17 protein-coding genes and 1 tRNA gene are annotated in these 19,523 nt (G+C 65.1%); 6 read left to right on the forward strand and 12 right to left on the reverse strand.

All coding sequences use genetic code 11. The features are described 5' to 3' along the window. The 6 genes from JWN21_RS02540 to rplU all read right to left on the reverse strand — a co-directional run. On the reverse strand, positions 1 to 182 hold a 182-nt coding region (locus JWN21_RS02540; RefSeq protein WP_367182900.1), incomplete at its 3' end, for a Uma2 family endonuclease. Between the two features lie 4 nt (positions 183 to 186). Then, a complete protein-coding gene (obgE, locus tag JWN21_RS02545) occupies positions 187 to 1,248 on the reverse strand; it encodes a GTPase ObgE (RefSeq protein ID WP_299645901.1) in 1,062 nt (353 codons plus the stop codon). 444 nt (positions 1,249 to 1,692) lie between these two features. Continuing rightward, positions 1,693 to 2,277 carry a TetR/AcrR family transcriptional regulator gene (locus JWN21_RS02550; protein ID WP_299645903.1) on the reverse strand — a complete coding sequence of 195 codons (585 nt, stop codon included), beginning with the start codon at positions 2,275 to 2,277 and terminating at the stop codon, positions 1,693 to 1,695. Between the two features lie 171 nt (positions 2,278 to 2,448). After that, entirely contained in the window at positions 2,449 to 2,985 is a 537-nt protein-coding gene (locus JWN21_RS02555; protein WP_299645905.1) for a GNAT family N-acetyltransferase, read from the reverse strand. A 162-nt stretch (positions 2,986 to 3,147) separates the two neighbouring features. Next, positions 3,148 to 3,447, reverse strand: a complete 300-nt coding sequence (gene rpmA / locus JWN21_RS02560) for a 50S ribosomal protein L27 (protein ID WP_299645907.1) — start codon at positions 3,445 to 3,447, stop codon at positions 3,148 to 3,150. A 14-nt stretch (positions 3,448 to 3,461) separates the two neighbouring features. Next, on the reverse strand, positions 3,462 to 3,809 hold the full coding sequence (gene rplU / locus JWN21_RS02565; protein ID WP_299645909.1) for a 50S ribosomal protein L21: 348 nt from the start codon (positions 3,807 to 3,809) through the stop codon (positions 3,462 to 3,464). A gap of 220 nt (positions 3,810 to 4,029) precedes the next feature. Here rplU and JWN21_RS02570 point away from each other — a divergent pair, with 220 nt between their 5' ends. Then, on the forward strand, positions 4,030 to 6,861 hold the full coding sequence (locus JWN21_RS02570; RefSeq protein ID WP_299645911.1) for a TonB-dependent receptor: 2,832 nt from the start codon (positions 4,030 to 4,032) through the stop codon (positions 6,859 to 6,861). 56 nt (positions 6,862 to 6,917) lie between these two features. On the opposite strand, the gene hspQ is transcribed toward JWN21_RS02570, so the two are convergent. Then, entirely contained in the window at positions 6,918 to 7,295 is a 378-nt protein-coding gene (gene hspQ, locus JWN21_RS02575; protein ID WP_299645913.1) for a heat shock protein HspQ, read from the reverse strand. 120 nt (positions 7,296 to 7,415) lie between these two features. Here hspQ and JWN21_RS02580 point away from each other — a divergent pair. Together JWN21_RS02580 and JWN21_RS02585 are read left to right on the forward strand one after the other, a co-directional pair. Next, a tRNA-Ser gene (locus JWN21_RS02580) sits at positions 7,416 to 7,505 on the forward strand. 154 nt (positions 7,506 to 7,659) lie between these two features. After that, the gene (locus JWN21_RS02585) at positions 7,660 to 7,893 is read left to right on the forward strand and encodes an Arm DNA-binding domain-containing protein (protein ID WP_299645915.1); all 234 of its coding nucleotides are present in this window, start codon (positions 7,660 to 7,662) and stop codon (positions 7,891 to 7,893) included. Positions 7,894 to 8,339: 446 nt separating this feature from the next. Here the strand turns inward: JWN21_RS02585 and JWN21_RS13930 are convergent, their stop codons facing one another. The 3 genes from JWN21_RS13930 to JWN21_RS02595 form a co-directional block, all read right to left on the reverse strand. Then, the gene (locus JWN21_RS13930) at positions 8,340 to 9,194 is read right to left on the reverse strand and encodes a hypothetical protein (protein ID WP_367182901.1); all 855 of its coding nucleotides are present in this window, start codon (positions 9,192 to 9,194) and stop codon (positions 8,340 to 8,342) included. A 17-nt stretch (positions 9,195 to 9,211) separates the two neighbouring features. Next, complete coding sequence (locus JWN21_RS13935; protein WP_367182902.1) at positions 9,212 to 9,940, reverse strand: hypothetical protein; 729 nt, start codon at positions 9,938 to 9,940, stop codon at positions 9,212 to 9,214. Between the two features lie 249 nt (positions 9,941 to 10,189). Next, entirely contained in the window at positions 10,190 to 11,080 is an 891-nt protein-coding gene (locus tag JWN21_RS02595) for a LysR family transcriptional regulator (RefSeq protein WP_299645917.1), read from the reverse strand. Positions 11,081 to 11,516: 436 nt separating this feature from the next. Between JWN21_RS02595 and JWN21_RS02600 the strand changes: the two genes are divergently transcribed. Genes JWN21_RS02600 through JWN21_RS02610 form a run of 3 tightly spaced genes read left to right on the forward strand, consistent with a single transcriptional unit; the run spans position 11,517 to position 14,792 of the window. Further along, positions 11,517 to 13,157, forward strand: a complete 1,641-nt coding sequence (locus JWN21_RS02600; RefSeq protein ID WP_299645919.1) for an amidohydrolase family protein — start codon at positions 11,517 to 11,519, stop codon at positions 13,155 to 13,157. A gap of 43 nt (positions 13,158 to 13,200) precedes the next feature. Continuing rightward, entirely contained in the window at positions 13,201 to 14,424 is a 1,224-nt protein-coding gene (locus JWN21_RS02605; protein ID WP_299645921.1) for an FAD-dependent oxidoreductase, read from the forward strand. Between the two features lie 20 nt (positions 14,425 to 14,444). After that, positions 14,445 to 14,792, forward strand: coding sequence for a RidA family protein (locus JWN21_RS02610; RefSeq protein ID WP_299645924.1), 348 nt, complete (start codon positions 14,445 to 14,447; stop codon positions 14,790 to 14,792). A 353-nt stretch (positions 14,793 to 15,145) separates the two neighbouring features. Here JWN21_RS02610 and JWN21_RS02615 read toward each other — a convergent pair whose 3' ends face one another. Both JWN21_RS02615 and JWN21_RS02620 read right to left on the reverse strand, forming a co-directional pair. Then, entirely contained in the window at positions 15,146 to 17,812 is a 2,667-nt protein-coding gene (locus tag JWN21_RS02615; RefSeq protein WP_299645926.1) for a TonB-dependent receptor, read from the reverse strand. A gap of 330 nt (positions 17,813 to 18,142) precedes the next feature. After that, positions 18,143 to 19,523, reverse strand: a 1,381-nt coding sequence (locus tag JWN21_RS02620; RefSeq protein ID WP_299645928.1) for a serine hydrolase, incomplete at its 5' end; no start/stop codon positions are given.

A 19,523-nucleotide genomic window follows, 5' to 3' on the forward strand; every position in this document is an offset into this window, starting at 1 on the left:
TTAGCTCTCAGCCAGGCGTAGATGTTGCCCTTGACCCATGAGTGCGCAACCGTGCCGCCCGTCATCATCACAATGACGCCGTCCGCTAATTCGAACCGCTTATCGGTGCCAAAGTCCATCGCCAGGAACTCGTCCGCGGTGATTTTCCGGTAGGCTGGATCGGTGCGCATCTCCGCCCGCATACACCTAAACCGGCGACCACTCCACCGGGTCCTCGTCGCCCCAATCGCCCTGGGGGTCCTGCACCGCGTTCCTCGCCGTCGGGCCGATTGCCTCGAGCAACCGGTCGAGCGCCCAGTCGACGCCGACGCCGCTCGCGCCTGAAATCGGGATCACCTGCGCCCCGCTGGCGTCCTCCAGCTCCGCCGACAGCGCAGCGATCAGTTCGTCGTCGAGCGTGTCGATCTTGTTGAGCGCGACGACGACGGGCTTGTCGGTCAGCCCCGCGCCGTAATTCTCCAGCTCGTCGCGGACGATGCGGTAGCTTTCGGCCACATCGTCGTCCTGCGCGTCGACCAGGTGGAGGAGCACGCGGCAGCGTTCGATGTGGCCCAGGAAACGGTCGCCGATGCCGGCACCCTCGGCCGCGCCCTCGATCAGGCCGGGGATGTCGGCGATGACGAATTCGTTGCCCTTGTGCCGCACCACACCCAGCTGCGGGCGCGTGGTGGTGAAGGCGTATTCGCCAACCTTGGCCTGCGCGTTCGTGACCTGGTTGATGAAGGTCGATTTGCCCGCGTTGGGCAGCCCGACCAGGCCGGCGTCGGCGAGCAGCTTCAGCCGCAGCCAGACCCAGGCTTCCGCGTTGGGCCAGCCCTCGCCATGCTGTCGCGGGGTGCGATTGGTGCTCGTCTTGTAGCTGGCATTGCCGCGCCCGCCGTCGCCTCCGCGCAGGAACAGCACCTTCTCGCCGGGCTCGGTCAGGTCGAGCAGCAGCGTGCGCTCCTCGTCGTCGGCGAGCACCTGCGTGCCGACCGGCACCTTGATGATCAGGTCGTCTCCGCCGCCGCCGGTGCGGTTCGAACCGGAGCCGCCGGCCCCTCGCGGGGCGCGGAAATGCTGCGTGTAACGAAAGTCGATCAGCGTGTTGAGGCCGGGGACGGCCTGGAAGATGATGTCGCCGCCCTTGCCGCCATTGCCGCCGTCCGGACCGCCATATTCGATGAATTTTTCGCGGCGGAACGACACGGCCCCGGGGCCACCCAGGCCGGAGCGGCAGAAGATTTTAGCTTGGTCGAGAAAGTGCATGGCTCGCCCTAGCGATTTAGCGCAGCTAAATCGAGGCTCGAGGGCGAGCCCGGCCGGCGGGCCGGCAAAGCCGAACCCGTCCGACGACGCGGCTTTGCCGCGGCGGGGCTAAGTTAACGGCGCGCTACTTGATTTGCATGGGCGTTTCCGCAGGAAACTCGACCTTTAGAGGTACGCGAGCTACTTGGAGGGAGTAGATTGTCCCGCCAACACAACGAAAGGGTGTCAGAGCGGAGCCGCGAACTATCACAGGTCGCTTGCGCTTCTGTCGCCGCGCGAGACGAACCAAATCGTCATCAGGCATGACTTGCCCGTTTATTAGGCGAGTACATACGCCATTGTCGTCGACACCGACTATGATCTCGATCGGACGAGCCGGTAGCGTTGTACTTGCGGTCGGCGCGACAGCGCTGAAATAGAGCTGCGCTAGTATGATGAAGGAACTCACCCCCGCCCCACCAACAACATCTCCCGCGCCAGCGCCCGCACGCGCTCCCTCGGCACCCCCAATGCCCGCGCGAGCGGTCCGCCCAGCAGCGCGTCGCCCAGTGCCATCAGCACCAGTTGCAGCGTCTCCTCGTGGATCGGCAGGCCGGGGGTGTCGTGCGATTCGACCAGCTCGTCGACCAGATCGTGGATCGCGGTCAGGATCGGGTCGAGCGCGTTTTCGTTGCCGGACAGGATCATCCAGCTCGCCAGCGCGCCGGCGCCGTTCTTGCCGAACGCGTCGAAGGTGAGGTCGACCACCTCGGCCGGGTCATGCGCCTCGCGCGAGCGGATCACGGCGTCGCGGATGGTGCCGGTGATGCTCGCCGCCATGCGCGCGATCAGCGCCTTCTGCAGCTCGTCCGCCGAGCCGAAATGGTGGAGCAGGTTGGCGTGCGTGCGGCCGATGCGCGCCGCGACCGCCTTCAGTGTCACCGCCTGCGGGCCGACCTCGACCAGCAGGTCGCGCGCGGCGTCGAGCGCGGCTTCGCGGGACTCTCCGGGGGGCAGGCGGCGGCGGATGGGGAGGGGCGTGACGGACATCGGCGGGGGTGTCGGGGAGAATGGCGTTCTTTACAATCCTCCCCGTTCACGGGGAGGTGGCGCGCCGAAGGCGTGACGGAGGGGCTCTCGACGCGTGGTTCCCTTGGTTGAGAGCCCCCTCCGCCACTCGGCTACGCCAAGCGGTCCCCCTCCCCGTGAACGGGGAGGATTTTAGGCCGCCATCAGCACCGGTCGTTCCACCAGGTCCAGCTCGAACGTCAGGCACTCGACATCCTCGCCGCGCGCGAGGCTGTGACGCGTGGCGCGACCGGTCTCGCGGAAGCCGAGCTTGCGCAACACCTGACCCGACGCCGGGTTGTCGAGATGATGGTATGCGGTGAGCCGCTCGCGGCCGAGGGCGTAGCGCGCCATGTCGAGCACCGCGCGGCCCGCCTCCGTCGCATAGCCGCGGCCCCAGGCGGCGGGCGTGAGCCAGTAACCGATCTCCAGCTCGTCCTCCGCCGGATGCAGGCCAATACCGCCGACCAGCACCGGCGTGGCGCCCAGATCGTGCGCGAAGATCAGCAGCGGGTGGTTGCCCGGGGCGGGGGCGGTGCGGAGCCATGTTTCCGCGTGATCCGGCAGATAGGGCCAGGGCAGGCGCGCGAGCTTCATCGCCACCGCCTCGTGCGCGATCGCGCGGTGCAGCGCGGCGGCGTCCTCGGGCCAGCCGGGGCGCAGCGTCAATCTGGGCGTGCGGGCGAACATGCTCCCTCCTTTCCTGCCGCCAAGCACGCCCGCATGAGGGGCCGGCGACAACATGGGTGAGGAGAGCAAGAAAAAAGGGAGCCGGGGCGGACCCGTCTCCCTTGTGTGGCTGGTCCTGGTGGACCCGGGTCGCCCTGGTGGGCAACCCGTCCGGTTACCCGATTATTCGGCCGCGACGGCCATGGTGTCGGTCGCGGTGTCGTTCGCCGCCGGGAGCACGACCGAACAGAACTTTCGGCCCAGCTTGCCCTTCGCGAACTCGACACGGCCGTCGACGAGCGCGAACAGCGTATGATCCGTGCCCATGCCGACATTGCGGCCCGGGTAGAACTTCGTCCCGCGCTGGCGGACGATGATGTTGCCGGCGACGCACTCCTGCCCGCCGAACAGCTTCACGCCGAGGCGACGACCGGCCGAATCGCGACCGTTGCGCGACGAGCCGCCTGCTTTCTTATGTGCCATTGCTCAGATGCTCCTTACGCCTGGGCAGCGGGGGCGGTGTCGCCCGCATGCTGCTGCTGAGACTCACCACCCACCGACAGGATCCGCAGGATCGTGTGGCGCTGGCGATGACCGTTGCGGCGGCGATAGTTGTGACGACGGCGCTTCTTGAAGACGATGACCTTGTCGGCCTTCGCCTGCGCGATGATCTCGGCGGCGACGGTCAGCCCGGCGGCATCGCGCAGCTCCGAGCCTTCGCCCGCGAGCAGCACGTCGCCCAGCGTGATCGACGCGCCCGCTTCGCCCTCGATCTTGTCGATGACGATCTTGTCTCCGGCGGCAACGCGATACTGCTTGCCGCCCGTGCGCACGATGGCGAACATGGCTTCTCTTTCGCAAATACAAATACCCGTCCGGGCAGGCCCGTCGGGAGAGAGTGTCCGCTAAGGAACCGGCCTCGCGCTGTCAACCGGCAAGCGCCCGATGCCTGGCTGTGTCGCAGGGGCAACACAGCGGTCACAATATCGTCACACGACGGCAACGACCCTTGCGACATCCGTTGTGGCGCGCAACCTGTCGCGAGCATTGCCTAGGGGGATTACCATGCGTCGTCAGTTGTTCGTCGCTCTCGCACTTTCCAGCACGGCGTTGGCCGGCCCGGCCTTTGCGCAGAGCACGCCCGCGGTGGCCGAGCCGACTCCCGGCGCCACCGCGCAGGACAACGTGCCCGACGATTCGCCCGGCAGCGAGGTGATCGTCACCGGCAGCCGCGTCCAGAACCGAACCGTGGCCGACTCGCCCGTGCCCGTCGACGTGATCAGCAGCGAGGCGCTGTCGACCAGCGGAACGGGCGAGATCAACCGCAGCCTCAACGCGCTGGTGCCCTCGTTCAATTTCCCGCGGCCCTCGATCGCCGACGGGTCGGACGTGATCCGTCCAGCGACGCTGCGCGGCCTGTCGCCCGACCAGACGCTGGTGCTGGTCAACAGCAAGCGCCGTCACGTGAGCTCGCTGCTCAACATCAACGGCACGGTCGGGCGCGGTTCGGCGGCAGTCGATCTGAACACGATCCCGGCGCTCGCGATCGACCGTATCGAGGTGCTGCGCGACGGCGCGTCCTCGCAATATGGCTCGGATGCGATCGCGGGCGTCATCAACGTCCGACTCAAGTCCGCCCGTAACGGCGGCAAGGCCAGCGTCAGCTACGGCAAGTACGTCACCCAGGTGGACGGCGTGCCCGAACTGCTCGGGCTGCAGACCAACGCTGCCGGTCAGCCCTTCTTCGATCCGCTCGACGCGGTCGCAGCCGCGAACGGCCAGGCCGCTGCCGGCTCGCGCTATCTTGCGGGCACCTATGGCGAGGAGGCCAGGCGCCGTGATGGCGACACCTGGACCTTGGGAATGAACCTCGGTGTGCCGATCGGGGCCGGCTTCATCAACGTCACCGCCGAGTATCGCGATCGCGATACCGTCAATCGCGCCGGCTACGATACACGCCAGCAGTATCGCCGCCCCGATCCGGTCGGAGCACCCTCGGCATTCGACGCGCGCGAACTGACCTTCAATCGGCTGAGCTTTCAGCTCGGCGATCCGAAGACCGAGGATTACAACTTCGTCCTCAACGCCGGCATGCCGCTGGGCAATGTGTTCGAAGCCTATGCATTCGGCACCTACAGCCGCCGCAACGGGCTGTCGGCCGCCAACTATCGCCGCGCGTTCGATCAGAACGGCAACCGCGACTACACCACCATCACGGCCGCCACGACGCCGAGCGAAGCCAACTTCACCGCCATCTATCCCAACGGCTTCCTGCCGCTGATCGAGTCGACTTATGACGATTACTCGATCGCTGGCGGGATCAGGGGCGATGTCGGTACTTGGAAGGTCGATCTGTCTGGCGTCTACGGCCATAACGAGATCGATTACCGCACGCTCAATTCGATAAACGCTTCGCTCGGACCGTTCGCGCCGCGCAATGTCGACTCGGGCGGCATCCGCTTCAGCCAGTTTACCGCCAACCTGGACATCAGCCGCGAGTTCGAGGTCGGCTTCGCCAAGCCGCTGACGCTCGCCTTTGGCGCCGAGTACCGGCGCGAGAACTTCAAAGAACGGCCGGGCCAGCTCGAATCCTATGTCGTGGGGCCGTTCGCGCGGGCGTCGGTCGCGTCCACCGCGCCGAACTGCGCGACGCAGGGCGGGGTATTCACGGCGGCGACCGGCATCTGCTCCTTTCCCGGTCGCAACGCGCCGGCCGGGCAGCAGGGTTTTCCGGGCATCCCAGCCTCGGCGCTGACGGACAACAGCCGGGACAGCTATGCGGTCTATGGCGAGCTGGACACCGACATCTTCACGGGCTTTACCGTCACCGCCGCGGGCCGGTTCGAGCATTATTCCGATTTCGGGGACACGCTGAACGGCAAGCTTGCCGCGCGATATGAACTCGTGGCGGGCTTCTCGCTGCGCGGATCGGTGTCGAACGGCTTCCGCGCGCCGTCGCTGCACCAGCAGTTCTTCACCACCACCTCGACCAACTTCGTCGCGGGCGTGCCCGTCGACATCGTCACCGCCCAGGTCGGCAGCCCGGTTGCGCTAGCCTTGGGCGCGACGCCGCTCGATCCGGAGAAGTCCGTCAACTTCTCCGGGGGCTTCACCGCCAACCCGTTCCGCGGCTTCAATCTGACCGCCGACTATTTTCATATCAAGATCAAGGACCGGATCGTCCTGACCGAGAATCTGGGCGCGTCCAACAACACGGCCACCGACAACGCGGCACGCACTGCGCTCAACAGTGCTGGCTTCAGTTCGGTAGGCGCGGCCCGCTTCTTCATCAACGGCCTCGATACCACGACCCAGGGTTTCGATGTCGTCGGCACCTACCGCTTCGGCATCCCCAGCTTTGGCAACTGGTCGCTGTCTGCGGCGTACAACTACACCAAGAACACGATCGACGAACGCATCAACGAACTCGGCCCGCTCGCCACCAACCCCAACATCATCCTGTTCGGACGGGTCGAGGGCATCCGGTTCGAGAAGGGCCAGCCGAAGGACAAGATCGTGCTGTCGGGCGACGGCAGTTTCGGCGCGTTCGGGATCACGGCGCGCACGACGCGCTTTGGCCGGGTGATCGCTCCCACCGCGACCTCGCTGACCGGCACCACGCTCGGCCTCAGCGACTTCGGTCCCGACGACGTGTTCCTGAAGCCGAAATGGATCACCGATCTGGAGATCCGCTATACGTTCAAAGACCATGCGACCTTTGCGATCGGCGCGGACAATCTGTTCGATGTCTATCCCGACCGTCTTCCGTTTGGCGCGCGTCCGGCGGCCGTCGGCGGCCAGGCTCCGGCGAACCAGATCTACATTCCGTACAGCGGCTTTTCGCCGTTCGGGTTCAACGGCCGGTTCCTCTACGGGCGGTTCACCGCGCAATTCTAGACCGATTACCGACCCGGCGGACGCCTATCGGGACGTCCGCCGGACCGGTATCGGCGTCAATGCCGATGAACCGGTCGCAGCCGATACCTGCCGTCCTCATAGTCGGTGAAAAGCCCCGCGATGGCGGGATGGTCGACCGGCTCGTCGCTGTCGTCGGGCACCAGGTTCTGCTGGCTGACATAGGCGACGTAGCTCGACTCGGTGTTCTCGGCGAGCAGGTGGTAGAAGGGCTGGTCGCGATCCGGGCGGATGCCCTCGGGAATGGCCTCGTACCATTCCTCCGAATTGGCGAAGCTCGGATCGACGTCGAAGATCACGCCGCGGAAGTCGAACATCCGGTGACGCACCACCTCGCCGATCCCGAAGCGGGCGGCGACAATGGACGGGGCGACGGGATTGCGGGCCGGCAGACCGGCGGTGGGGTGGCGCGACATGACCGCCAATCTAGGCGCGGATCGTTCTCGCACAAGCGTGCTTGTGCGTCCCGACCGGTTGCGTTAGGTCGCGCGCTCGACCGGCCGGCCGGCTCTCTCGGGAGCTGACATGTCCTCTGCGGAGAGGTGGCAGAGTGGTCGATTGTACCGCACTCGAAATGCGGCGTGCCTTTGCGGGCACCGAGGGTTCGAATCCCTCCCTCTCCGCCACTTAGTCGTCCAGCAGCATCCGGGGCCGTCCGGAACTCCCGAAAATCGTTGACCTTTTCTGCATCAGGGCGTCCAGCCGGGTTCGGGGCCAATCCAGTCTCATCCGATGTCGATTGGGGGCATTATTGGGGGCATGAAAAAGGGAGATGGGGGCATGCTGACGGACGCCACGATCAGAAAGGCGAAGCCGCGCGACAAGGACTACAAGCTCGCCGATGCGGGCGGCCTCTACCTTTTTGTCACGAAGTCAGGACATCGCTCTTGGCGACTTAAGTATCGCTTCGACGGCAAGGAGCGGCGGCCCAGAGCGCGAATTCGCCGTTCTCGACCGCCTTGGCCGTGGCAGCGAAGTCTCCGTCGAGCTTTTCAAGCACCTGGCGGACGGTGATGTTAGTCGCGCTGGGTGCAAGACCCACCTCATGCCTCCCCCATCGGCATGACGAACGTCACGCAGAAAGGCCGGATGCTATGCACGATTCTCTTGGGACGCAACGGCTTCTGCCTAAATTCCGCGCGATGCCATTGCGCGCGCAAAGTGTGGGCGCAGCGTGTAGTGGCCGGGTCGGTCATTGCATCGGCACTTTGACAATGGGCCCACGCTGAAGTTGGTAGGCGGCTTAGCGCCCATAAACGTCCTTCCAAGAGTCTTTGCCCGCTTACCGATCTGGAGGAGCGAGCGTCCGCTTCTCGCGGTCGATCACCTGGAACCTGCCATTCCGCTCCCGGCCAGAACCGGCGGCAGAGCAGCAGAACACCGGATTCGAACCGACCGGCGGTCAGCCTGGAGTCCGGTCCGGCGAGCGCTTCACCGTCAGGAATACCGTGTCCGGCCGCTCAGTCGGTGCCGGCGGTCGTCGCCGGAGCCTCGCCGAGCGTCGGGAACGTGATGCCGAGCTGATCGAGATAGGTGGGGTAGCGGCTTGGATCGTAAAAATATTTGGACAGTTCGGGCTTGAAGCGGGCCATGATCTCGCGGTTGATCTCGATCGGGGGCTTGTCGCTCGCCGACAGCACCGGCTGGTACTTCTGGTTCTTGGTTTGAACCTCGGCGAAGTAATCCTTCGCCGCCCGGCGCAGCTTCGGCCTGGTGAGAAGGTCGAGCGTCGTCATGGCCACCACCTTCGCGCCGGCGACCACGCCCTTGTGCGCGATCGGAGTCGCCATTGCGATTGCGTTCGACCAATTGTGTCCAGGAAGCTCGGGGATGTTCGAAGGATAGACGATGGTGATTGTCGGGACGACCCAGCTGACGTCGCCGATATCGTCCGATCCGCCGCTTTTGGGCTCGGGCAGGGGAGGTTCGAGCTTGTCGAGCTTGGTCGCGAGCCCCTCCTGTTTCTCCGCGCCGACGTTCTTCTGCACGAGCCTAGCGAAGGCCTGCTCGTCCTTCGTCCAGTTCGGAAGCCCGACCAGCCTGATGTTCTCGTAGGCGGCTTCCGCCATCGGCCGGTTGAAGTGGCGCGGCGCGGCGGTTCCCAGGATACGACGCGACACCTTCGTGTCGGTCATCGCTGCTGCCGCTCCGGCCATGGTGTTGCCGATCTCAAAGTTGCGTGCGATGCCCTTGAAGTCCTGCTCACGGAAATAATACCAGACGCGGGCGGCGGACGGGACGACGTTGGGCTGGTCGCCTCCGTCGGTGATCACGTAGTGCGAGCGCTGCTCCGGGCGCAGGTGCTCGCGGCGCATGTTCCAGCCCATGTTCATCAGCTCCACGGCGTCGAGCGCGGACTTGCCCCGCCACGGCGCCCCTGCCGAATGGGCGCTTCCCCCGAGAAGGTGTACTCAACGGAAACCAGGCCGGTGCCCGCAGGAGCGCCCCAGCCGGTGCCAAGATTGTTGCCGACATGGGTGAAGATCACCCCGTCCACGCCATTGAAGATGCCCTGGCGGACCATGAACGCCTTGCCGCTGACCAGCTCCTCGGCCACTCCGGGCCACAGCACGAGCGTGCCGGGGATATTTTCCCGCTCCATCTGCTCCTTGACGGCAAGCGCAGCGACGACGTTCACGGCCTGGCCGCTGTTGTGGCCCTCGCCATGGCCCGGCGCCCCTTCGACCATCGGTGCGCGCCAGGGAATTCCCGGCTTCTGCGACGCCTTCGGGATACCGTCTATGTCGCTGCCGAGCGCGATCACTGGACCGCCGGTGCCGTTCGTCCACTTTGCCACCCAGCCGGTCGGCATGCCCGACGTGCCCCGCTCGACCGTGAAGCCGTTCTTCTCCAGCAAGGCGGTGAGGTAGCGCGAGGTTTCGACCTCTTGGAATCCCAGTTCGCTGAAGCTGAAGATCATGTCATTGACCTCCTGCGCGAGCTTGGCCCGCGATTCGACGCCGGCGACCACGCGGCCCTTGAGGCCGCCGATCGCGGCCGCCGAAGCCGGGGCCGCGAGGGCCGCAGCCGATCCAAGGAGGAGCAAGGCGATCAGTTTCATGGTCTCGCGTCTCCAGAAGTGCACGGGTGGCAGCCGCCTTCGTATGCAGGACGGCGCGTTATGTCATTCGCCTTCCGACGACTCTGGACCCCGCGCGAGGTTCGCCAAGCATGCGAGGAGCAGGCGGGGTTTCAGCTTCGCTTCAATCATACGGCCGGGTCAGGCTGATCATGGCGATTGGCGGAGGAACAATTCTTTGTGTCGGCACCCTCTAAAAAAGGAAGACATGGGATCCATAGATGCTGGCTGTCACGAGCGGATGGTCTCGATTGCCTTCTGCAAACCCACGATGAAGTCGCGCGCCATTCGCGAGAGCGGACGATCCTCCAGGTGGACGCAATAGACCTCGAACAATGCACATTCGAGAAAGGGCCTGAAGGTAAGGCCGGGTTCCAGGCTAGCCCGCGCCGTGAATTCATCAATCACCGCGATGCCGACGCCATGACGCACAAGCGCGGCGGCTACGTAATAGGTTTGAACCGATATGGCCCCCCTCACTTCAAGCGGGTCTTCGAACTCGCTGGTGAACAACGTCCCCAAGGAGCCGGCCCCTGTAAGACGGATGATATCCTGATCCCCGAACATCTCCAGTGACACCCGCGGCGGTGCATCCGGGAAGGCCGCCTCGCGGAAGAGGACGACGAGCTCACCGGAGCCAATCGAGATCTGCGATAGCCGCGGGTGGCGTGGGGCGTCGTAGGCCAGGGCAAGATCACTGTTACGTTCGTACAGCGACCTCAATATGTCTTCGTTGTGGAGTGTCTTGATCTCGAAGGAAACATGGGGATTCCTCCTGTGAAAACTCGCGACGGCGGTCGGAGCAACGTCGAGGCCGAGCGACGGAAGGATCGCTAGCCTGAGGTGACCGTCGCCGCCGCGCCGCAGATTGGCCGTGGTCTCCTGCAGCGACTCCATCCGTGCCTGCAATTCGCGCGCTTCGTGGAAGAGGACATGGGCTTCGTCGGTTGGGGCCAATCGCCCCTTCACCAGGCGAAAGAGCACAAAGCCTATGCGGCTCTCGGCATGCCTCAGAACCTTGCTGACGGTCGGTTGCGATACGTGCAACGCGCGTGCCGCGGCGCTGACAGAGCCAGTCTGATAGACGGCGTGGAAGACTTCGATGTGCCGCAGGTTCATCATGCAACCGCTACTCCAAACATCCTGCTCACCGATCGAAGTCCGCCCAGGTGGCGTAGCCCGGGCGAACACCAAGAGGCGCCACTACACCGGCCGCCAAGTCAAGATCCATGTCTGAAGGCAATCAGCCGGCGGGCGGCAAAAAGGCTGCTATCGTCGATCGCCAGACGATCTGCACCGCGAGAAGCGGATCAACCTGGTAGCTGACTGGCCGACGGCCGGAGCTGATAGATATTTCCAGCGGGGGCGCAGCGGCACCGCGGCCTGATGGCGGAAGGCGAGAAGCGATGAGGCCCTTGGCCGGCAATCGATGCCCTACGGATATACAAGTCCAAATCGAATTGGCTTGTCTGCTTCCCCGCTTCCGGCTCTTCTCCGAGAGGCTTGGCCGCCGTCTTCGGGTGGCCGGATATCCCGAAACCCGCCTGGGGGGCGCGACATGACATCATCTTCCACACTTCGCTGCACCTGTGGCCGGCTGACCGGCCCAATCCTGCTTGCGGTTGCCGCTGTCTCCGCCGTCGCTTCCACCTCAGCCGAAGGGCGGGTTCTGACCAGCGACGTCGTGATACGCGGCGGCACGATCTATGACGGCTCGTCGGAAAGGCCGTTCGTCGGTGACGTGGCCATTGCAGGAGACAAGATCGTCTATGTCGGACCGACCGGCCGCAATCCCTATCGAGGGCGGCGCCTGATCCAGGCCAGAGGGATGATCGTCGCGCCGGGCTTCATCGACCCGCACACCCACGCCGATACCTTCCTCACCGCGAACGACCCGACCAACCGCCTCAACCTTCCGTGGATGATGCAGGGCGTGACGACGATCTTCACCGGGGTCGATGGCCACGGCCAGCCCGGAGGGAAGGTCGATATCGGCGGGTTCTTCAAGAGCCTCGAGGCCGACAAGTTCGGCATCAATGCGGCCGCTTATGTTGGCTTCGGCGCAGTGCGCCGCGCAGTTATCGGCGATGATGCCCGCGCTCCGACCGCCGATGAACTGCGCAGGATGCGATCAATGGCCGCGGACGGCATGTGCGAAGGCGCGATGGGCCTCTCCTCCGGGCTCTTCTACGCCCCGCAAAGCTTTGCGAAGACGGATGAGGTCATCGAGCTCGCCAAGGAAGCGGCAAAACGCGGCGGCGTGTACGATACCCACCAGCGGGACGAATCCTCCTACACGATCGGCGTCGTCAACTCGACCTTGGAGGCGATTGAGATCGGCCGCGCCGCCGGAATGCCGGTGAACTTCGCGCATTTCAAGGCGCTCGGCGTCGACGTTCACGGCAAGGCACCGGAGCTGATCGCGGCCGTCGAAAAGGCGCGCGCGAGCGGCGTCGACGTCACCGCCGACCAATATCCGTGGGAGGCGTCGGGCTCCAGCCTCGAAGCCTCGCTGCTCCCGCGCTGGGCGGTCGACGGCGGTCGCCCGGCGCTGCTGAAGCGCCTCGGCGATCCCGCCCAGCTCTCCAGGGTGAAAGCGGAGATGGTCGAGAATCTGAGGCGGCGGGGAGGGCGGGAGTCGCTGCTCCTGACGGCGCGCGATCAGCCTTGGACGGGAAAACGCCTCGGCGAAATCGCGCGGGAGTGGCGCGTGGAGCCGATCGAGGCCGCGCTGAGAATCATCCGGGCCACCGAGGAAGGCAGTTCCGTCGTCTCCTTCAACATGGCGGAAGCCGACATCAAGCTGCTGATGAAGCAGCCCTGGGTGATGACCAGCTCCGACGGGTCGCACGGACATCCCCGGATGTACGCCACCTTTCCGCAGAAATACGCCAAATACGTGCTTCGCGAGAAGACGATCTCACTGGCCGATTTCATCAACAGCAGCAGCGGCCGCACCGCGGATCGTTTCAAGCTCGATCGGCGCGGGCATCTGAAATCCGGCTTCTTTGCAGACATCGTCGTCTTCGACCCGGATCTCTATCGCCCGAAAGCCGACTACATCGAGCCGGAGCGGCTGACGGAGGGCGTGCAGACTCTGCTCGTCAACGGCGCGGTTGCGATCAGCGCGGGTAAGCCGACCGGTGTCGCCGCCGGCCGGCCGCTCAGGAAAGTGCCCAGGGCAGGCAGCTGCTCGTGAGGACGAGCGGCACGCAGCTGCGCACGAGAGTGATGGTCTCGCCTTGTCGGAAGCAGCGCTGACCCGCGCCTCCGACGTCGCCGTCCTCGGCGCCGGCGTGGTTGGCGTCGCCACCGCCTGGGCACTCGCCCGGCGCGGGAAATCGGTCATCGTTCTGGACCGGCAGGGTGGGCCGGCGGAGGGTGCGTCCCATGCCAACGGCGCACAGCTCAGTTATGCCTATACCGACGCCCTCGGCAGCCCCGCCATGCTGCGGAAGCTTCCTTCGCTCATGCGCGGCGGAGATCCGGCCTTTCAAATACGGCGCGGCTTCGATCCTGCATTCTGGCGCTGGGGACTGGATTTCCTGCGCAATTGCACCGCGCCGCGATTCGCGAACAACACGATCGAAGCCTTGCGGCTCGCAGCGGAATCCCGCGCCGCGATGAACAGCCTGCTCGAGCGTCATTCGATCGACTTCGGTCATGCCACGGCCGGCAAGATCCACCTTCACTACGATCAGGCGAGCTTTTCTGCGGCGAGGGGGTTGATGGCGCTCAAGGCGGCGCATGGTGGACGCCAGGAGGCGCTGACGTCCGCAGAGGCGAATGCCGTCGAACCCGCCCTCGCCGACGTGCCAAATCTGGTGGGAGCCATCTACTCGCCGGGAGACGAAGTCGGCGATCCCTATCGTTTCTCCACCGCACTGATCGCTCTGCTCGAGCGGACTTATGACGTGCAATCCCGCTTCCGCTGCGATGTCGCCGATCTTCGTCTGGAGCCGGGCGGCGTCCGCCTGATCCCCCGCGAAGGGGAGAGCGTTGTCGCCAGGCATGTGATATTCTGCCTCGGGACGGAAGGTGCCCCCTTGCTGCGGAAGCTGGGCCTCGCTCCGCCGATCTGGCCGATGAAGGGCTATTCCTTCACTGCGGAACTGGGGCCGTCGGCGCCCGCAGTCAGCATCACCGACACTGCCCGAAAGATCGTGTTCTGCCGCCTTGACGGCAGGATGCGGATCGCGGGTCTGGCCGAGCTCGGCGCGACCGATCCTTCGGTCGATGAGGATCGGCTGCAATTTCTCCTGCGGACGGCGCGCGAAGCTCTGCCCCAAGCCGCCGATTACGAGAGCGCTTCGGCGGGCTGGGCGGGGCTCAGGCCAATGTCGCCGTCCTCGCTGCCGGTGATCAGCCGGCCGCGTCCCGAGGTCGTCCTGAACCTCGGCCACGGCATGCTCGGCTGGACCCTGGCCATGGGGGCGGCCGAACGTGCCGCCGCCCTGCTCGAATGACCCTGGATCGAGGAACTGCGATGACCAAGAATCAAGCTCCGCCGCTCAGCAAGTCTCGCCGCGCCGGCAATCTGCTCTTTCTCTCGGGCCAGCTCGCGCGGGGTGCCGACGGGGCGATCGTCGACGGCGATATCAGGATCCAGACCCGCCAGGTTCTGGCGAACATCGAGGCCGTTCTCGCAGGTGAGGGGGCGACGCTTGCCGACGTAGTCAAGGTCACCGCGTGGATCACCGATTTAAGCGACATGGAAGGCTTCAATGAGGTCTACCGCGCCGTCATGCCTGAACCTTTCCCTGCGCGCTCCACCGTGTTCTGCGAATTGGCGGCGGGGAAGGTCGAGATCGAGGTGCTCGCCGTCCTCGAGTGAGGCACGCCGGCCACCCATCCCCCGAGGGTCGCAATTTCGGGCGGGCGCGATCGCGGTGTCGGCGCAATCCTCGCCGGGGCTCGACGGCACATTCCGTCTTCAATTTGCATTGCTGCGCCCCGGCGGGCGTGCTGGTGAACGTCGCTCTCCTAACCCGCGCGTGAGGCGGTTTCGACGAGGCGAGCCGGCGGTTGCGAGCGCGAGGATGGTGCCCGGTGCTCCAAGCCTGCTGTCGGCGGCCGCCGTTCTGCCCGATGCACTGCCGGCGGTTCCGTCCGTCATTTGAGGGACGAGCGGCGGCGGCGCCACCCGTCCCTCTCGTCGGACCGAAGCCGGCCGGCTTCGGCGGGCGATCAGAATTCGAAACGCGCTCCCGCCGTATAGATACGGCCGATCGTGTCGTAGAGCGATCTTGTCGTGCCGTAGCCGCCGGCGCCGGTGATCGGCGGATCCTGATCGAGCGCATTGCGGATCGACGCGAACAACGAGACCGTGCGGCTGCCGGTCTTTACGACGTCGAACTCACCGGACAGATCGAAATAGAGCCGGCCATTGACCGTCAGCACGTCGAGGTCCTTCTCGGTGAAAGCCGAGTTGATGTCGCCGCCGCCGACATAACGGGCGGCGAGAGTGGTCCGCCAGGAGTCGGCATCGTAGGTGCCGCCGACATTGAAGCGCCAGTGCGGCGAGCCGCCGATGGCGGCGATCGTCGGCTGCTGAAGCGCTCCCGACAACCGCATGCTGGTCGTGCCGTCATTGATCTCCGCGTTGATGATGTAGTTAACGAGGCCGCGCAGCTGCAGCCTGGCATTCCCCAGCGGCACGCTGTAGGCCGCCTCGACGTCGATCCCGCTCAGCTTCACCGACTGCAGATTCACCGGGCCGTTGAGCACCGAGCTGATCTCTCCGGTGGAAGCGCGTTCGATCAGCGAGCAGAGCTGGGGGGCGGTGGTGTAGCATTGGGTGACGATCGATCCTGGGGTGATCGCGATGATCGCGTTGCCGATGCTGATGTTGTAATAGTCGATCGAGAAGTTGAGCCGCGGCACCAGAGCGTGCGGCGTGAACACCACGCCTGCGGTAAATGTGTCCGCTCTCTCCGGATCCAGGTTCGGATTGCCGGTGTTGCGCGCGGTGACGTTATAGGACAGGCCGAGCACCGGATCGTCGATCCCGAGCGAGCTGGTCGATCCTGCTGCGAACAGCTCCTCGATGCTGGGCGCTCGAATATCGCGCGACCGGGTCGCACGCAGGCGCAGGGTGTCGTTCACGGTCCAGTTGAGGCCCGCCTTCCAGGTCACCACCGTCCCCGACGTGCTGTAGTCGGTGACGCGGCCGGCGACGTTGATGTTGAGATCCTTGGCCCAGGCTTGTTTCGACGCGAGCGGAACCAGCACTTCGGCAAAGGCTTCCTTGACCTTGACCGACCCGGTGTAGGGGATCGTGCCGCCACCGCGGTAGCCCTGCACCTGCGAGATCGGGTCCGCGGTGGTGACGTTCCTGGTCTTGCGATATTCGGCGCCGGCCGCCACTGCGACTGGGCCGGCCCACAGCGAGAACGGCTGGCCGCGCAGGGTCGCTGCTACGACGTGCTGATCGATTTCATTCCTTCGCCAGCCGCTGGTGCTGGTCCAGTCGATCGCCGATTGCGAGGCGCGCCCCTCGCCGATCAGGTTTATCGGCACGCAGCCGTTGGTCCGGTCCGTCAGCGTCGATCGACAGACGATCGCGCCGGTCGTCGGATCCAGCACGGCGTCGAGTGCCTGATTGAAGCGGGCCGTGATGACATTGTTGTTCTGGGTCAGCAGGTGGTTGGTCCTGCCATAGCTGTAATAGGCGTCCCAACTCCAGTCGGAGCCGACTTCCCCTTTGACCCCGGCGACGGTCTGGATTGTCTTGATGTTCGCTTCGACCTGTACGCGCGCATGATCGAGGACGCTGCGCCCCATTACGAAGCTTGGAATGCCGCGCGCGGCCATCACGCTCCGCACCGAGGCGGGCACGAACGGATTGTCGGCCCGGATGGTCAGCTGGAGATTGGTGGCCAGGCCCTGGAAGTTCGACTCCACCTGGCTCCAGCCGAGCTCCGCGAACACACTAATCGAGTCGCTGAGATCGGCGGATGCCCGTCCGAAGGCGCTGTAGCGATCGACCGGAACCGCGCCGACGCCGTCGGCCGAGCCGCGGGTGCCGTCGCCGCCGCGCATCGACGAGGTGGTGACCAGATCCCCGTAGCGGAACGGCACGGCCGACCCGTCGGGTGCGAACTGGATGCCGCGCAGCACGCCCGGCGAGTTGATCACGCCGCCGTAGCTTGAGTTCGACGCATAGGCATAGTCGGTCAGCAGCTGACGCGGCTCGTCGTTCGTGGCCGTGTAATAGGGATTGGCGATGATGCCCGGGCTGCGCGCACCCCAGTCTCTGTCGCCGATGAAACCGATGCCGCTGTTCTGGGTGGCCTCGCCGGCTACGACGAGGCGGATCCGGCCGTCCGCGGCGGCGAAGCCGGCCGCAACCGATGCCAGGAAGTTCCGGTAGTCGTTGTGATCGGTGATGCCGCCCTGCAGCGTCCCTTTCACGCCCTCGAGCCGGTCGTTCAACCGAAGGTTGACGACTCCCGCGACCGCATCGGAGCCGTAAGCGGCCGAGGCGCCGCCGGTGACGATGTCGACGCCGCGGACGAGCGCTTGGGGAATGGAGGAGATGCTGACGCCGCCGGTCGGCGTGGTCGGCGCGTAGCGTCTGCCGTCGACCAGCGTCAGGGTTCGCGTGTAGCCGATGCCGCGGAGGTCGAGGAAGTTGCTGCCGGCCATCGATGACAGATTGCCGGTGCTGGCCGGAGTCATCGACGGCCTGACCTGGGGCAGTTCGTTGATGACGTTGGCGATGTCCGGTTGGCCGGTGCGCGTCAGATCGTCGGTGCTCAGGCTGGTCACCGGCGTCGGGGTGGAGAAGGTGCTGGCGATGCGGGAACCGGTGATGGTGATCTCCCCCTGCTCGGCCGCTTGCGGTTCCGCCACGGCTTCCGCCGGTAGCCCGGCGCTCTCGTCCTCGGCGATCTGAGGCTGGTCCGGCCTGGGAACCGGGGCGACTTGGCCGTAGGCAGGAGCAAGCGGAGCAAATGCGAGCGCCGCGGTCGAGAAGAGGATCAATTTCCGGCGGCTGAACGGCGCAGGCTCGTTTCCACTGGACGGAGTCAGGCCAACAGTTTGTCGCATTATTGTGTCCTCGATTGATGAAGATTGTCTCGGCCGCGCTGGCCGATGGTCGATGGAAGCTGCGCGGCGGCGCGCCGAAATGATCGCCTGCACGGCGGATCGTGTTGTTGGAGCGCCGCCGTGGGCGCGCCCTCAGGCCGCGCGCCGGAAGTGGATCGCCTTCACGCGCTCGGACTTGATCGTGAAGCCCTGTTCATCTTCGTCGAAGACCAGAGTCATGCCTTCAGAACTGTAGCCGCCACCCGGATTGCGCTTGAAGCGAAGTGGAGCGGCCGATTTGGCAAACGGCGAGTTGATCGACGCGGTGAGAACGTCCTCCTCGAGGCTAAGATTGTAGGTGGCCTGGAGGTCTTCCGAGCGATACTGGCCGGCGACGACCTGGTCTGGAGCTAGCGGGGTGTCGGTGAGAATATCGCCCTCGACCAGTTCGATGATCTGATCGGCCTTGTCCTGGGAGACGAAATCCCCGCGGTTGCAGAGCACTGCCACGCCCAGCTTCCTCTCGGGGAGTCGCGCGTACATGTTCTTGAACGCTTCTGCGCCGCCACCATGCTGGATGAAATGCTGGCCGTTGCGGCGGCCGACCTGGAGTCCGGCCGCATAGACGAGGCCCGTTCTCTTTTCGACGGCAGGATCGCCATCGGTGAAGGTGCCCGGCGCGAACATGATCTTCTGAATCGAGGGCCGCCAAACCTTGTGGCCGAATTCGATATCATGGTCGAACTTGGCAAGGTCGCGCATCGAGATCATCAGGCCGCCCGAGCCGCTGAAGCGGGGATAGGTGTCGCGGATCTCGAAACCATCGCCTGCCGGCACATAGCCATGAGCAATGTTCTCGCCCTTCGGATCGGCCCCGCTCATGAAAAAGCTGCGGTTCATCTTGAGCGGCTTTAGGATCGCCTTGCCGGCGAATTCGGCGAAAGGGACGCCGGAGACGCGCTCGACGACTTCGGCCAGCAACAGATATCCGCCGTTCGAGTATGTGTAGGCCGTGCCTGGAACAAAATTGGTGTCCTTCTGGCTGAACAGGAGCTGCAGAGCGGAATTCTTGTCGATCCCGTTGGCGCTTTCGACACCGGCGAGACGGATCAGGCCGAGTACGTCCCGAATGCCGGACGTGTGATGCATCAGCATCTCGATCGTGACCGGAACTTGATAGCCGGGCAATTCGGAGATGTACTTGCGGACGTCGTCCTTGAGGCCGATCTTGCCGCTCTCCACGAGCATGGCGACGGCTAGCGAGGTGAACTGCTTGGAGACCGAGGCCGCGTAGAACAGGGTGTCCGCGTCGAGCGCACGACCCGTTTCTATGTCGCCGGAGCCGGCTGCGGTGATGAACAGCGTCTTGCCGCCGCGGAATGCGCCCACTGCGCAACCGGGCGCCGCGGATCCTTTCGGGTCGGAAACGACCTTGCGCACCGCCTCGAGGTCGATGGCCGAGGCCGGACAGGATATCAATGCTACAGCAAGAAGAGGCAGCAACTTCATCATCGTTTCCCCGTTCTGAATAGGG

The organism is Sphingomonas bacterium, from assembly GCF_028292945.1.
Classification (GTDB): Bacteria; Pseudomonadota; Alphaproteobacteria; order Sphingomonadales; family Sphingomonadaceae; genus Sphingomonas.

Coding starts and splice junctions, on each gene's coding strand:
- JWN21_RS13935 (WP_367182902.1), bottom strand. CDS start 9,940: ATGAAACTGATCGCCTTGCTCCTCCTTGGATCGGCTGCGGCCCTCGCG.
- rplU (WP_299645909.1), bottom strand. CDS start 3,809: ATGTTCGCCATCGTGCGCACGGGCGGCAAGCAGTATCGCGTTGCCGCC.
- JWN21_RS13930 (WP_367182901.1), bottom strand. CDS start 9,194: ATGCGCCGCGAGCACCTGCGCCCGGAGCAGCGCTCGCACTACGTGATC.
- JWN21_RS02585 (WP_299645915.1), top strand. CDS start 7,660: ATGCTGACGGACGCCACGATCAGAAAGGCGAAGCCGCGCGACAAGGAC.
- JWN21_RS02595 (WP_299645917.1), bottom strand. CDS start 11,080: ATGATGAACCTGCGGCACATCGAAGTCTTCCACGCCGTCTATCAGACT.
- JWN21_RS02555 (WP_299645905.1), bottom strand. CDS start 2,985: ATGTTCGCCCGCACGCCCAGATTGACGCTGCGCCCCGGCTGGCCCGAG.
- JWN21_RS02570 (WP_299645911.1), top strand. CDS start 4,030: ATGCGTCGTCAGTTGTTCGTCGCTCTCGCACTTTCCAGCACGGCGTTG.
- rpmA (WP_299645907.1), bottom strand. CDS start 3,447: ATGGCACATAAGAAAGCAGGCGGCTCGTCGCGCAACGGTCGCGATTCG.
- JWN21_RS02610 (WP_299645924.1), top strand. CDS start 14,445: ATGACCAAGAATCAAGCTCCGCCGCTCAGCAAGTCTCGCCGCGCCGGC.
- JWN21_RS02600 (WP_299645919.1), top strand. CDS start 11,517: ATGACATCATCTTCCACACTTCGCTGCACCTGTGGCCGGCTGACCGGC.
- obgE (WP_299645901.1), bottom strand. CDS start 1,248: ATGCACTTTCTCGACCAAGCTAAAATCTTCTGCCGCTCCGGCCTGGGT.
- hspQ (WP_299645913.1), bottom strand. CDS start 7,295: ATGTCGCGCCACCCCACCGCCGGTCTGCCGGCCCGCAATCCCGTCGCC.
- JWN21_RS02550 (WP_299645903.1), bottom strand. CDS start 2,277: ATGTCCGTCACGCCCCTCCCCATCCGCCGCCGCCTGCCCCCCGGAGAG.